Here is a 13,633-nt window from a genome sequence, read left to right on the forward strand (position 1 = left end):
GCTCTTGGCCGTGGCATATGCCACGGTCTTTTCATTGTCACAACTTTCAAACAACGGCTGGAATCTTTCACCAAAACCCTTCATACTGTTAAGGAATGCTAACGAAAAAGGAGGGAAGGCGATGCGATTCCGCAAGTATCTCGTACGCAGTTGGTTGTTGTGGTCGCTCGTCTTTGCCGGAATCATCTATTCCACATGGCAGAGTATGGGAGCGTTCGAATGGACGCTGTTCTGGTTCATCTACACGCTCGGCGCCTTGTTCGTGATGAACCCGCTCAAGCGCCGGCATCTTCACTTCACGTTCCACGAGATGTTCGTCTTCATGACGTTCTTCTTTTACGGGCTCGTCCCGGCGCTCGTCATGGGACAGTTGCTGCTGTTGACGTTTCAGGCGAGATCGTTCACGAAACGGGTCGGGCGAAGGCGGTTCCTCCATTTCTATCCGCTGAACACGCTCATCGAGGCGATGATTCTCCTCGTTCCGGGACTCGTCTATTTGCGGCTCGGCGGACAGATCGGCCCGTCCGTTCACTTGCTTGAACAAGGGACGGCGCTGCTTTCCTTCTTCGCCGTCCTCTATCTCGTCCTCAGTTTCAGTTTCGTCTTGTCCCGCTTTTTGATCGGGGAGCGCATCCCGCTGCCGATCATGTGGCGTTTACTCCGGTTCGACTGGCTCGTCGTCTCGCTCGAGCTGTTGTTCACGATGGTGGCGATCGAGGCGTATCAACTGTTCGGCTACGTCGGCTTGATGGGGACGTTCCTGTTGTTGTCGCTCTTGAAGATGAGTTTGTCGAAAGCGACGGAGACCGAGGAGACGCAGACGAAAATCGACCAGATCGAACGATTGAAAGAACAGCTGTATCGTGTTGACAGCGAACCGCTCCTCATCGAGAAGTTTTGGAACGGGTTGCGGGAAGTCGTCGAAGTAGAACGGGGCTGGCTCCAAGTGAACCGCGGCGGCAACCGGACGTTTTACGATATGACCGGCCGCGTCGACCGCGCCGTCCCCGACGCGTACACACTCGAACGGCATCGTGACGCCGGGGAGACGTATTTTCTTTATGACTCGCTCCACGAGTGGCATCCGGAGCTATTGGCGCACCAGACCGAGCTCCATCAGTCGGCGCTCGTCATCCAGCCGGTCCGCAGTACGACGAACGCCGTCAGCTGCATGATTTCGACGACGGCGAACGGCGCCTATGAAGAAGCGCTCGCGGTCGAGATTCATCGTCTGTTGAAGACGTTGTCCTGGTCACTCGAGCGAATCGACGAGCGTGACCGGTTGCAACATGAGAGTTTGACCGACCCGCTCACCGGTCTCCCGAACCAACGGGCGCTCAGGCGCTGGACGAAAGAACGGATGAACGACGTCGCTTCTTACCCGCTGTCGGTCTTCCTCGTCGACCTCGACCACTTCAAGTCGGTGAACGATACGTACGGCCACGCGTTCGGGGACGAAGTGCTGATCGAGGCGGGGGCGTTGTTCACGCGGCTCGTCCGGACAGGGGACCTCGTCACCCGGTACGGCGGGGAAGAGTTCGTCTTCGTCTTCCCGCGTACGAACGAACAAGCGGCCATCTTGACCGGAGAGAAAATCCGACAGGCGCTGCGGGCCCATCCATTCGGGACGGAAGGGGTGCGCATCCAAGTGACGGCGAGCATCGGCGTCGAGACGATCCATGAATATGAAGAACTCGACACGGTACTCAGGAACGCCGACCGGGCGATGTACGTCGGGGCGAAGTTCAACGGCCGCGACCGGGTCGCCCATTATCGCGATACGTCGACCGAGCGTATCCAATGAAAAAAGGAGAATCCGCTGTGGATTCTCCTTTTCGTATGATGGATTATAATTTCGAACTAAAAATTTCTGATTCGACCGCATGAATCGCGGCCGACCAAGAACCGTAGCGATGCAAGATCGCTTTCGTCGATGGCTTGTTATTGCGTTTCGCCCATTCACGATACGCCTCGAATGAAAGAGAGAAGCCCATCTCATGAATCGCCTCTCGAAGCGCGTTCGAGAGCTCCGACTTCGAATACGTCACGCTCGCTTCAAGTCCGGCTTCAGCGCAGGCATCGTGCCACGAACCGAATGTCTTGACGATATGGTAATGGCTCGGTGCTTTCGGATGAAGCTTCCGCCATTCCTGATACTTCTTGAGCGTGATAATCGATCCCATGTCACGCGAATAGAGTGCGAGCGTCTCGATGATGTCGTCACGTGTGTACTTCGGCATCTTATCCGGAAGCTCGACTGTCGTTTCCCCGTGCCATTCATAGCCGGCAATGGCAAGCGCCTCGGCCCATGATCCGAACTGACGGATAATCGACTCCGGAGACGGCCAGTTCTGTTCCATCGCGAAACGGCGATAGACGGAGCGGCGTGGACGTTCCTTCAGCAAGTCACCGAGGAGGCGAATGCAGTGGACCATCCTCTGCTGTTCGGTGGACAAGTGGTGGGATTTAGTGGGTAGCGTTTGACTCAATGATGGTTCCTCCTTCCATGGACTCATATCTGAACCGACAATGATGAAGAAATTGCTTCTACAATCATACTATCGGCCAATTTTTACAAATCATAAGCCGAATTTTGAAGTTTTTTTAAGTGCGAAATGAAATGGGATAGGACCAAAGACTTATCCATAATTTGAAAAAATGGTAACAGTTCTATTACAAATTAAATATTATTTAATTCCAAATGTAAACAAAAAGTTTTTAAAATGGATTAAATGTAATATTATTGCACAAAAAAGTACCCAACTGGGCGATGGGGTCATCACCGTCGCGTCAGTTGAGTACTCTTCTATAATAAATTTAATTTTCAGACTAATCAATAAAAGTTTTTAAAATATATGATTTTTTTAAAGAGTGGTCAGCACCAGACCGAGTCTGCTAAAATAACCGCATTGAGTGAAAAAAAGAAAAGAGGATAATATGATATGACAATATGGTTATTTTACTTGTTGCTCGGGATGATCCAAGGGTTTACCGAACCGATTCCGATCTCGTCGAGCGGTCACTTGGTTATCTTCCAGGAGCTGCTCAACATTCAATTGCCGGGGTTGTCGTTCGAGATCTTCGTCAACTTCGCCTCGCTTCTCGCCGTCTTGACGGTATATCGGAAAGATGTTGTCCGTCTCGTCGTGAGTCTATGGACGTTTCTCTTTAAGAAAGACCGGAGCGATGACACGATGGTCGACATCAAATTCATCGGGCTCTTGCTCGTCGCGACTGTGCCGGCAGGCGTGCTCGGCGTCTTGTTCGGCGACTGGATCGGCGAGAAGCTGAGCGGCGTCGCGACGGTCGGGTACACGTTGATCATCACAGGTCTCGCGCTCTGGTTCATCCGTAACATGCGCGGGAGCAAAGGCGACGGAGGCATCACGCTCCGTGACGCCATCTTGATCGGTCTCGCCCAGGCGGCCGCGCTCATCCCAGGGATCAGCCGCTCGGGGGCGACGATCGTCATGGCGCTCCTCCTCGGGATCAAACAAGAGACGGCGCTTCGCTTCTCGTTCTTCATGTTCATCCCGGTCAGTCTCGGGACGATTCTTTTGGACGGACCGGTGCTCTTCACCGACCCGGAGACGCGTGATCTGTTCGGACCGCTCATCTTGGCGTTCATCGCCTCGTACGTATTGACGGCCGTGTCGCTCAAATGGTTCCAACATATCATGGCCAAAGGCGAACTCAAGTATTTCTCGTTCTATTGCTGGGCTGTCGGGATTCTCGTCGTCCTCTTCTTGGCTTGATGGAAAGCGCTGCTCCTCGGAGCGGCGTTTTTTTTTTGCACATTTTGTTTTGCCATCGACATATTTTTGCGCTAAAGTAGGTGCGTACAAACAAATATTCCTTCGGGGTCGGGTGAAAGTCCCAACCGGCGGTGATAGGCGAACGCCTTAAGTCCGTGACCCGGGCGCACGTGTGCGAACGGTGGATCTAGTGAGACTCTAGAGCCGACAGTATAGTCTGGATGGGAGAAGGAAAATCGACAGGTCCACGCGACCTGTAGTTTGTCGTCCGTTTTTCTGTAAAGAAAACGCTTATTTGGTCTGCCCAAATGACGACTGACAACTCCCACCGAGACCTTGAGGACATGTCCTTAAGGTCTTTTTGTTTGTACGAAACAAGGAGGGAGACTATGAAACAGTACATGCAACATGCCATTCAATTGGCGGGATTCGCCTCGTCGACCGGCGTCAATCCGCACGTCGGGGCCGTCGTCGTCAAAGACGGCCGCATCGTCGGGTTCGGCGCGCATTTGAAGGCGGGGGAACCACATGCCGAAGTCCACGCCATCCGCATGGCCGGCGCAGCAGCATACGGTTCGACCGTATACGTCACGCTCGAGCCGTGCTCGCACCACGGCAAGACACCGCCGTGCGCCGATTTGCTCATCGAGTCAGGCGTGAGACGGGTCGTCATCGCGATGGAAGACCCGAACCCGCTCGTCGCGGGGCGTGGCATCAAGCGTTTGAAGGCGGCCGGGATCGACGTCGAAGTCGGTCTGCTCGCGGAAGAGGCACGTGCGCTCAATCCGGCGTTCTTGCGCTCACTCGAGACGAAACGCCCATACGTCGTCTTGAAGACGGCGACGAGCCTCGACGGAAAAGTCGCACTCGACTCAGGTGACAGCAAATGGGTGACCGGTACCGAGGCAAGACGCGACGTCCACGAGTTGCGCGCGACGGTCGATGCCATCCTAACCGGCGTCGGCACGGTCATAGCCGACAATCCGGCGCTCACCGTCCGGCTCGACCGTGAAACGACGCAACCGCTTCGGATTGTACTCGACCGTGATTTGCGCACACCGCTCTCGAGTCAGCTCGTCCGGACAGCCACGGACAGTCCGGTACTCATTTACACGACGTCCGACGATCAAGTGAAGCGCGACGCGTTCATAGAACGCGGTGTCGAACTCGCTGACTACACGACGCTCGATGGCGTCTTGAAAGACGTGTACGGTCGCGGCGTCGGTCGCATCCTCATCGAAGCCGGCCCGACGCTCGTGACGTCGTTCCTCGACGGACGATTCGTCGACGAGTGGGTCATGTATCAGTCGCCGCGCGTATTCGGTGGAAGCGGCGGGGTGTATCGGTCGAGTCAAACAGGACTGCTCGACGCGATCGATGCGTTCACCGTGCAAACTGTCGAGACGGTCGGAGCCGATGTGAAGCTCGTCATGCGAAAGGGGGAGACCGATGTTCACGGGAATCGTTGAAGAGATTGGCAGTGTGAAAGCGGTGAAACGGAACGGCCCGTCGCTGCGGCTCACGCTCAGCGGAAAGGTCGTGTTAGAAGACGTGAAGCTCGGCGACAGCATCTCCGTCAACGGCATCTGCCTCACCGTGACGACGTTCGACCGTGACAGCTTCTCGGTCGACGTCATGCCGGAAACGCTCAAAGCGTCGAGTCTTGACGGGGTCCGTCCCGGAACGAGTGTGAACTTGGAGCGGGCGATGCCGGCGAATGGACGCTTCGGCGGTCATTTCGTATCCGGTCACGTCGACGGGGTCGGGCGAATCGTGAAGAAACGGTCGCTCGCGAACGCCGTCTACGTCGACATCAGCTGCGAGCCGTCACTCCTCCGTTACATCGTCCCGAAAGGTTCGATCTCGGTCGATGGGACGAGCTTGACGGTGTTCGAGGTGACCGAACGTGGCTTCACGTTGTCGCTCATCCCCCATACGTACAGTGAGACGGTGCTCGGGATGAAGCAGGCAGGCGATCCAGTCAATTTAGAATGTGACATGTTGGCTAAATATATGGAAAAACTAGTGAATCAAAAACCGATGACGCTCGAATCATTGGCGTCGCAAGGATATGGAAAGGCGGGATGGTGATGTTCCACACGATTGAAGAAGCGGTAGAAGACTTGAAGATGGGTCGTCCGGTCATCGTCGTCGATGATGAGGACCGGGAGAACGAAGGCGACTTCGTCGTCCTCGCCGACAAGATGACGGGCGAGACGATGAACTTCCTCATCACGGAAGGAAAAGGGCTCGTCTGTGCGGCACTCGCTGAAGAAGTCGCCGTCCGGCTCGATTTACAGCCGATGGTCGTAAACAGCACCGACCCACACGGAACGGCGTTCACCGTCAGTGTCGATCACGTCGACTCGACGACGGGCATCTCGGCAAGCGAGCGGGCCCACACGGTGCGCGAACTCGCGAACGGTAACGCCCGACCGGCCGATTTTCAACGACCGGGGCACATCTTCCCGCTCATTGCCAAAAAAGGCGGCGTCTCGGTACGGCGCGGGCATACGGAAGCGTCGGTCGACTTGGCCCGTCTCTCCGGCAGTGAGCCGGTCGCCGTCATTTGCGAGATCATCCGCGAAGACGGGGAGATGGCCCGAGTGCCAGATCTCGAACGCGTCGCGGAACGTCACGATTTGAAATTCATCACAATCGAGGCGCTCGTCCGTTATATGGAGATGGATCTCGTCAGTCGAGAGGCGGACGTCTCTCTCCCCTCGGTGAAAGGGGACTTTCGATTGATCGGTTATCGGAACGTCCTCGACCAGGAAGAGCACGTCGCTTTACTAAAAGGTGAACTCGGCAACGTCCCGCTCGTCCGCATCCATTCGGAATGCTTGACCGGTGACGTGTTCGGCTCGTACCGCTGTGATTGTGGGCCGCAACTCGACACGGCGATGGCAACGATTGAAGCCGAGGGCGGTGTCGTCTTGTACATGCGTCAAGAAGGCCGCGGTATCGGTCTGTTGAATAAATTAAAGGCTTATGAATTGCAGGAAAGCGGGCTCGACACGGTCGAGGCGAACGTCGCACTCGGCCTGCATGCCGATTTGCGTGATTACCGTGTCAGCGCGGCGATGCTCCGTGACCTCGGTGTCACGAACGTCCGGCTCATGACGAACAACCCGGAGAAAGTCGATGCCCTTGAAGCGTGCGGCATCACCGTCATCGAACGGGTACCGATTATCGTCGGGGAGCATGCGGCGAATGAGAAATACCGGTTAACGAAACAACAAAAAATGAACCATTTTGGAGGAGAAGTCAAATGATGCATACAATTGAAGGTAACTTGGTCGGTAAAGGATTAAAAGTCGGAATCGTCGTCGGACGGTTCAATGATCTTATCACGATGCGCTTATTAGACGGGGCGAAAGACGCGCTCAAGCGCCACGGCGTCGAACAAGAAGACGTCGCGCTCGCCTTCGTGCCGGGTGCGTTCGAGCTTCCGCTCGTCGCGAAGAAGATGGCGATGAGCAAAAAATATGACGCCGTCATCACACTCGGCGCCGTCATCCGCGGAGCGACGCCGCACTTTGACTACGTCTGTAACGAGGCGGCGAAAGGCATCGCCCAGGCGAGCTATCAGTCGGAAGTGCCGGTCATCTTCGGCGTGTTGACGACCGAGACGATCGAGCAGGCGATCGAACGGGCCGGGACGAAAGCCGGGAACAAAGGCTGGGAAGCGGCGACATCGGCCATCGAGATGGCGAACATGATGAAACAATTTTAAAAAGAAAGGAGCGCATGTCGCTCCTTTTTAAATTGATTCTTTATACCTATACATAAATAGGATAATAGACTCAATTAATCCTCTCATATAGCCGATACTTATGTATATAAGAATGGTGGAGGGATCCGGATGAGGAAAATCGTTATCGCCCTGGAAGAAGAGCTACGAAAACAAGAAGAATTGCATCATCTAGTCTCGCTTCTGTTGAACCGCTTTTTGACGACTTCGCTGGAAGACTTCTCGGACCGGGTGAATCATTCATTGGAGGAGCTCGGACGTTATTTTCAGACGGACCGCGTCTATGTGTTTGATTATGATTTCGACGAGGGACTTTGCCACAACACGTTTGAATGGTGTGCGCCAGGGGTTTCGGCCGAGTTGGAAAATTTGCAAAATGTCCCTTTGGAGGCATTGCCTGAATGGGTGGAGACGCACATGAAAGGGGAGCCGATGTATATTCCTCAAGTTCATGCGTTGCCGATCGACAGCGGGATTCGGCAAATTCTTGAGCCCCAGCATATCCAAAGTCTTTTAGCGGTCCCGATGATGAGCGGCAACGCGTGCCATGGTTTCGTTGGATTTGATTCGGTGATTCAGGAACGGACGTATTCGACCCATGAACAACGGGTACTAAAAGATTTTAGTAACGCTCTTCTCGGAGCGGTCGAACGACACCGGATCGAAGCGCAGCGCGAAACGATTTATCAACAACTTATCGCGGCAAAACAAGAGGCGGAGCGGGCGAACATCGCCAAAAGCGAATTTCTTTCAAACATGAGCCACGAGATTCGGACTCCGCTGAATGCGATTCTTGGTTTTTCCCATTTACTGAAACGTAGTGGATTCGATCAAAATAGTGAGCGGCGAATCGATGACATTCTTCAGAACGGCGAACATTTGTTGACGCTCATCAATGAAATTTTAGACATGTCCAAAATCGAATCCGGTTATGTACGAGTGGTGAAGCAAACCTTCTCCCTCCCGGTGATGATGCGAGAGGTTTATCGTATGTTTGATATGATGGCACAGCAAAAAGGTGTCGCGTTGACCGTCGAGATGGAACAACAAGTTCCCGAACACGTCACGAGCGATCCGACGAAAGTAAAACAAATTTTGATCAATCTGATGCAGAACGCGTTGAAGTTTACCGAGCAAGGGACGGTCCGGCTCGAGCTTTCCGTTTCTGCAGGTGAACTTCGCTTTGCGGTCACTGATACGGGACGAGGCGTGGATGGACAAGAACTCGAACTGTTATTCGAACCGTTTTACCAAAAAAAATATACCGACCAGCATCAAGGAACGGGGTTAGGGTTGCCGATTAGCAAGCAATACGCGACGTTGCTCGGCGGGGACCTTCAAGTAGAGAGCGAACTTGGACGCGGCAGTCGCTTCGTCTTTACCTTGCCGGTGGAGATAGAGGAAGGGGTGGCACAAGGCGTTCGCGATTTTGAAGAGTGGACGGATGTGCGATTTGCCGACATGCACGTCCTTGTCGTAGAAGACACGCCTGCGCAACAAGACATTATACGGGAACTGCTCGAAGCGGCCGGTTGTAGCGTCAGTATGACTGCTTCTGGTAAACATGCACTCGAACGGACGGCGACTGAGCGGTACGATATGATTTTATTAGATATGAGATTGCCAGATGGGAACGGGGCAGATGTGGCTGCGGAACTCAAACAGCGTGATGATTGTCCGCCGATCATCTTCATCTCGGCGAACGCTTTCGAAGAGGACCGTCAACGAGCGTTTGCTTCAGGGGCGTGCGCGTTCGTCTCGAAGCCGTTTCATCCAAAGCAATTGTTTGATGCGATGTATCGTCATAGAGGGGATATTGTCGTCGATTCCCACGACATGTTGCGAAACGTCCACAACGCGGTTCAAGAGGGAGACGTTGAAACGATTGAGCGATTCATACAAACCTATCAACAAAAGGCCCCTCACCTACAGGTCATTTGGGATGCACTCGATCGGTTCGACTATGAGGCGGCGAGTCGTCATTTGCAACGAGAATTAGGAGCTGATCGTGCTGAGTGAAACAAAAAAGAGAACAATTTTTGTCGTCGATGATACGCCTGCCAACTTGCGTTTGCTCTATGATATTTTAAGCCAAGCCGATTACCATGTGCGCGTCTATCCAAATGGCAAGTTTATGCTACAGGCGATGGAACAAATAGAGCCTGATTTGATTTTATTAGATATTATGATGCCTGACATGGATGGCTATGAAGTATGTGAGACACTCCGGAGACGATATAATCCGAACATCCCTGTTATATTTTTAAGTGCACTGACCGAGTCATACGATAAAGTACGAGCATTCGAAGCCGGTGGGCAAGATTACATTACAAAACCGATTCACCCAGAAGAAGTATTATTACGTCTAAGCGCTCAATTAAAAAATGTGAATGAACGTGAACAATTCTCTTACAATCTCGAAGAAAAAGAAAAACAGTTACAGGAGTATCAAGAAGGCCTAGTTAAAACATTGCTTCGACTATCTGGATTGCGTGACAACGACACGGGTAATCATATCGAAAGAGTCCAAGCGCTTGCGACAAGTTTGGCTGGGATTGTTCAAAAGGAACCGGGGTCACAAGTGAATTCGATGTTTGTCGAAGCGATCCGCTTGGCTGCACCGCTACATGATATTGGAAAGATTGCCGTCCCTGATGCGATCTTGTTGAAGGAGGGCAAGCTGACCGAAGACGAATGGCTGCTTATGAAAGAACATGTTCGAGTAGGGGGAGAAGTGCTTGGTGAGCTACATCACCAGTTTCCGGAAAACTCCTTTATCCAGATGGCTATGGATATCGCATTGTACCATCACGAGACATGGGATGGACAAGGCTATGTCCATGGTTTATCGAAAGAAGCAATTCCGCTTGCGGCGAGAATTGTAAGTATCGTCGATGTGTATGATGCCCTTAGGACTTTACGGCCGTACAAACCAGCGTACACACACCTGGAGACATTGGAGATGATGCGCCAAATGAAAGGCACGTTTGATCCATATTTGTTTGATCTATTCTTGACTCACGATCGGCTTTTCTCTACCGTCTTTGATTCAATCTACGAAGCGGGGCAAGTAGATCGTAACGCTCAACCTCTCCTTATCATTTAATAGAGGCAAACAAGGTTCGGCTCCTCACGAGGTGCCGAACCTTGTTAGTTTATCTTGTCGATCGCTCAAGTCCGCCAAAATGATGTCTGGTCGGCTTTGTCTTGTATATTGAAGGCGATAATGTCGTTCAATAAACCATAGTCGACGGCTTGCCCCCACTTGATGCGAAATAACTGTTTCGTCTGTGTGTAGCCGGCGTCTTTGATGCGCCCGGCGAAATGTTCGAGCGCGACCGCTTCCGGAGCGACGGCGATATGCGCTTTGGCGACGCTAAAGGCGATAATGAACGTTCCGTGATCGGTGAACATCGGTTGGTTCCAGGCGATGCGTTCGTCGAGTTCTGGGAATTTCTCTCTGATCTGATTGAACACGTCGTCAAGTTTCGCCCGTTGCTCCGGGTCGTCAATCGTTGCTAAAAAATCGTCAAATGTCTCCATTATTATTCCTCCTAACGATGAGAAAACCCGGCTCATGTGAGCCGGGCTGTTCGATTAAAATGTCTCAGAAGTCGTTTTCGCTTGCATGTGGAGCTGGATGTAATCCGGTCCGCCTGCTTTCGAGTCGGTGCCTGACATGTTGAAGCCGCCGAACGGTTGGTAACCGACGATGGCGCCTGTGCAGCCACGGTTGAAGTACAAGTTTCCGACGTGGAAGTTTTGACGTGCGTACTCTTGGTTCGAGCGGTCGCGCGTGAGGACGGCACCTGTCAAGCCGTACTCGGTATTGTTGGCGATGTCGATCGCTTCTTTGAAGTCTTTCGCTTTTGTGAAGGCGACGATTGGTCCGAAGATCTCTTCTTGCATGAGACGTGCTTTCGGGTCAACGTCCGCGACGACCGTCGGCTCGATGAAGTAGCCTGTCGAATCGTCGGCTTTCCCGCCGGCGACGATCTTGCCTTCTTCTTTGGCGACGTCGAAGTATGACGTGATTTTCTTGAACGCGGCCGCATCGATGACCGGTCCCATGAAGTGTTCGTTCTTCTCTGTGTTGCCGACCGACAATTCGTTCGTTAATTCGACGACGCGATCGAGCACTGTGTCGTAGACGCTGTCGACGATGACGGCACGTGAACACGCTGAACATTTTTGACCTGAGAAACCGAACGACGATTTGACAATCGATTGGGCCGCGAGCTCGAGGTCCGCTGACTCATCGACGACGATCGTGTCTTTTCCGCCCATCTCGGCGATGACACGCTTGAGCCAGATTTGGCCATCGTTCAACTTCGAAGCGCGTTCGTTGATGCGGAGGCCCACGTCACGTGAACCAGTAAAGCTGATGAAGCGTGTCTTCGGATGGTCGACGAGGTAGTCACCGACTTCTGCACCCGGTCCCGGGATGAAGTTGAGGACGCCTTTCGGGAGACCTGCTTCTTCCATCACTTCGACGAATTTCGCAGCGACGATCGGTGTCGTCGATGCCGGTTTCAAGAGGATCGTGTTTCCGGCAACGATGGCCGCGACGGCCGTCCCTGCCATGATCGCGAACGGGAAGTTCCAAGGGCTGATGACGATCCCGACCCCGAGTGGGATGTAGTCATAGCGATTGTATTCGCCCGGACGGCTCTCGACTTTTTTACCAGGTTTGAGCTCGAGCATTTGACGCGCATAGTATTCCATGAAGTCGATCGCTTCTGCCGTATCCGCGTCCGCCTCGTTCCAAGGCTTGCCCGCTTCTTTCACGAGATAAGCCGAGAACTCGTGCTTCCGTTTGCGGACGATGTTCGCCGCTTTGAACAAGACGTCGGCACGGACGGCCGGGTCGACGTGGCGCCACGTGTCAAACGCTGTGAGTGCTTCTTGCATCGCGCGTTCTGCGAGTTCTTGGTTCGCTTTCGAGACGCGGCCGATGACTTCCTCTTTGTTTGCCGGGTTATAAGACGTGATCTTATCGTCCGTCGTCACTTTTTCCCCACCGATGACGAGCGGATAGTCTTTTCCGAGCTCACCGTTCACTTTCTCGATCGCCGCTTGGATGGCTGAGGCGTTCTCTTTGTTTGTAAAGTCTGTGAATGGTTCATGTTTGTATGGAATCATTCTCGTTCCCCCTTAAAAAGTGATTATGCAGTTAAGCGCTTACGTCTGTATTGTATCGGAAAATTAGCGGAAATCCTAGTGAAACAATTTTCCAGAAAAGCATGTCGTTGTCCCTCGAAATCGAGTCGTGATACGATGAAACCAAGATTGTGTACGGGAAAGGACGGATGGCATGAAAAAATGGATGATCCCGCTCGCGCTCGTGTTCGTACTTGGCGCCTGCGGCAACGGGGAAGAACTACCAACCGAGGAAACGAAACGACCGCTCCCGGAAGCGGTCGAGACAGTCTATACATCGTATCAACAGGCGCTTGAAATAGGAGACGCTGAGGCGCTCGCCGAGGTCGACTACGCGGGCGAACGGACCGACATTCCGGCGACAGGTGCGGTGGCACGCGACCTGGCGCCCGGTGACATCTACGAAGGCTGGGTGAACGAGGCGGGCGACGTCGCCTATATCGTGCATGAGATGGAAGACGGGGATGGGAACGAGCTGCCGAACCGGTTGGCGAAAGTCGCCATTAAAGACGGTGAAGATTGGAAACTCGTCGTCACCCCGGCCGTACTCTCGGCCGATGTGATCGGCGAGGTCGGTGAGCTGTTGACAGGTATCGAGGCGAATGAATACGGTGTCAACACAGAGGCGAACGCCCGGTTGGCCGACGTACCGGAAGACGAGGCCGGACCGATATATGACCGCGTCAACGCCCAGACCGACTACGTCGCGCTCGAAGCCGACAACAACGTGTTCTTGCTGTTGTCGGAGACGCTCACCGTCCCTGAGAACCAACAAGTGATGGTCGAGTACTTCGAAGCGTATGTGAAGTGGTATGATGAACAAGAAGACGGCTTGCGCGAAGCGGCCGCGACCGAAGATCCGGTCGAATATTTGGAAGTGCTCGAACCGCTCAAACAAAAACTAGAACAAGCGATCGACGGCTACGACGAGCGACTCGTCGACCCGTCGTTCGGCTGAGGAGGC

12 protein-coding genes and 1 riboswitch are annotated in these 13,633 nt (G+C 53.5%); of the genes, 9 read left to right on the forward strand and 3 right to left on the reverse strand.

Features of this window, described 5'->3' with window-relative positions; all coding sequences use genetic code 11:
• Window positions 1-121: 121 nt before the first annotated feature.
• Complete coding sequence (locus tag JJU47_RS06175; protein ID WP_228617201.1) at window positions 122-1,804, forward strand: GGDEF domain-containing protein; 1,683 nt, start codon at window positions 122-124, stop codon at window positions 1,802-1,804.
• 43 nt (window positions 1,805-1,847) lie between these two features.
• Here JJU47_RS06175 and JJU47_RS06180 read toward each other — a convergent pair whose 3' ends face one another.
• Window positions 1,848-2,489, reverse strand: coding sequence for a homing endonuclease associated repeat-containing protein (locus JJU47_RS06180; RefSeq protein WP_228617204.1), 642 nt, complete (start codon window positions 2,487-2,489; stop codon window positions 1,848-1,850).
• Between the two features lie 453 nt (window positions 2,490-2,942).
• Between JJU47_RS06180 and JJU47_RS06185 the strand changes: the two genes are divergently transcribed.
• The 7 genes from JJU47_RS06185 to JJU47_RS06215 all read left to right on the forward strand — a co-directional run bounded on the left by JJU47_RS06185 (window position 2,943) and on the right by JJU47_RS06215 (window position 10,615).
• Window positions 2,943-3,755 (forward strand): undecaprenyl-diphosphate phosphatase, encoded by an 813-nt coding sequence (locus JJU47_RS06185; RefSeq protein WP_024370573.1) that lies wholly within the window; start codon window positions 2,943-2,945, stop codon window positions 3,753-3,755.
• Between the two features lie 94 nt (window positions 3,756-3,849).
• Window positions 3,850-3,992: riboswitch (FMN riboswitch) on the forward strand.
• A gap of 152 nt (window positions 3,993-4,144) precedes the next feature.
• Window positions 4,145-5,224: a bifunctional diaminohydroxyphosphoribosylaminopyrimidine deaminase/5-amino-6-(5-phosphoribosylamino)uracil reductase RibD gene (gene ribD / locus JJU47_RS06190; protein ID WP_228617206.1), complete on the forward strand. Its 1,080-nt coding sequence runs from the start codon at window positions 4,145-4,147 to the stop codon at window positions 5,222-5,224.
• Entirely contained in the window at window positions 5,205-5,846 is a 642-nt protein-coding gene (gene ribE / locus JJU47_RS06195; protein WP_228617210.1) for a riboflavin synthase, read from the forward strand. Before ribD ends, ribE begins: the two co-directional genes overlap by 20 nt.
• Window positions 5,846-7,030 (forward strand): 3,4-dihydroxy-2-butanone-4-phosphate synthase, encoded by a 1,185-nt coding sequence (gene ribB / locus JJU47_RS06200; protein WP_228617212.1) that lies wholly within the window; start codon window positions 5,846-5,848, stop codon window positions 7,028-7,030. The genes ribE and ribB overlap by 1 nt, the downstream gene beginning before the upstream one ends.
• A complete protein-coding gene (gene ribH, locus JJU47_RS06205) occupies window positions 7,027-7,491 on the forward strand; it encodes a 6,7-dimethyl-8-ribityllumazine synthase (protein WP_300997523.1) in 465 nt (154 codons plus the stop codon). Before ribB ends, ribH begins: the two co-directional genes overlap by 4 nt.
• A gap of 129 nt (window positions 7,492-7,620) precedes the next feature.
• A complete protein-coding gene (locus JJU47_RS06210; RefSeq protein ID WP_228617216.1) occupies window positions 7,621-9,528 on the forward strand; it encodes a GAF domain-containing hybrid sensor histidine kinase/response regulator in 1,908 nt (635 codons plus the stop codon).
• Entirely contained in the window at window positions 9,518-10,615 is a 1,098-nt protein-coding gene (locus JJU47_RS06215) for an HD-GYP domain-containing protein (protein ID WP_228617219.1), read from the forward strand. Before JJU47_RS06210 ends, JJU47_RS06215 begins: the two co-directional genes overlap by 11 nt.
• 65 nt (window positions 10,616-10,680) lie before the next feature.
• On the opposite strand, the gene JJU47_RS06220 is transcribed toward JJU47_RS06215, so the two are convergent.
• Together JJU47_RS06220 and pruA are read right to left on the reverse strand one after the other, a co-directional pair.
• Window positions 10,681-11,052, reverse strand: coding sequence for an iron chaperone (locus JJU47_RS06220; protein ID WP_228617221.1), 372 nt, complete (start codon window positions 11,050-11,052; stop codon window positions 10,681-10,683).
• A 54-nt stretch (window positions 11,053-11,106) separates the two neighbouring features.
• Window positions 11,107-12,651, reverse strand: coding sequence for an L-glutamate gamma-semialdehyde dehydrogenase (gene pruA / locus JJU47_RS06225; RefSeq protein WP_228617223.1), 1,545 nt, complete (start codon window positions 12,649-12,651; stop codon window positions 11,107-11,109).
• A gap of 172 nt (window positions 12,652-12,823) precedes the next feature.
• On the opposite strand from pruA, the gene JJU47_RS06230 reads away from it, so the two are divergent.
• Complete coding sequence (locus JJU47_RS06230; RefSeq protein WP_228617226.1) at window positions 12,824-13,627, forward strand: nuclear transport factor 2 family protein; 804 nt, start codon at window positions 12,824-12,826, stop codon at window positions 13,625-13,627.
• Window positions 13,628-13,633: the final 6 nt, after the last annotated feature.

Origin of the sequence: Exiguobacterium sp. (assembly GCF_020832205.1) — a bacterium.
Classification (GTDB): Bacteria; Bacillota; Bacilli; order Exiguobacteriales; family Exiguobacteriaceae; genus Exiguobacterium.

Bases quoted from the DNA above. Each gene is read 5' to 3' on its own strand.
- JJU47_RS06175 (WP_228617201.1), top strand. From the start codon at position 122: ATGCGATTCCGCAAGTATCTCGTACGCAGTTGGTTGTTGTGGTCGCTC.
- JJU47_RS06185 (WP_024370573.1), top strand. From the start codon at position 2,943: ATGACAATATGGTTATTTTACTTGTTGCTCGGGATGATCCAAGGGTTT.
- ribD (WP_228617206.1), top strand. From the start codon at position 4,145: ATGAAACAGTACATGCAACATGCCATTCAATTGGCGGGATTCGCCTCG.
- ribE (WP_228617210.1), top strand. From the start codon at position 5,205: ATGTTCACGGGAATCGTTGAAGAGATTGGCAGTGTGAAAGCGGTGAAA.
- ribB (WP_228617212.1), top strand. From the start codon at position 5,846: ATGTTCCACACGATTGAAGAAGCGGTAGAAGACTTGAAGATGGGTCGT.
- ribH (WP_300997523.1), top strand. From the start codon at position 7,027: ATGATGCATACAATTGAAGGTAACTTGGTCGGTAAAGGATTAAAAGTC.
- JJU47_RS06210 (WP_228617216.1), top strand. From the start codon at position 7,621: ATGAGGAAAATCGTTATCGCCCTGGAAGAAGAGCTACGAAAACAAGAA.
- JJU47_RS06220 (WP_228617221.1), bottom strand. From the start codon at position 11,052: ATGGAGACATTTGACGATTTTTTAGCAACGATTGACGACCCGGAGCAA.
- pruA (WP_228617223.1), bottom strand. From the start codon at position 12,651: ATGATTCCATACAAACATGAACCATTCACAGACTTTACAAACAAAGAG.
- JJU47_RS06230 (WP_228617226.1), top strand. From the start codon at position 12,824: ATGAAAAAATGGATGATCCCGCTCGCGCTCGTGTTCGTACTTGGCGCC.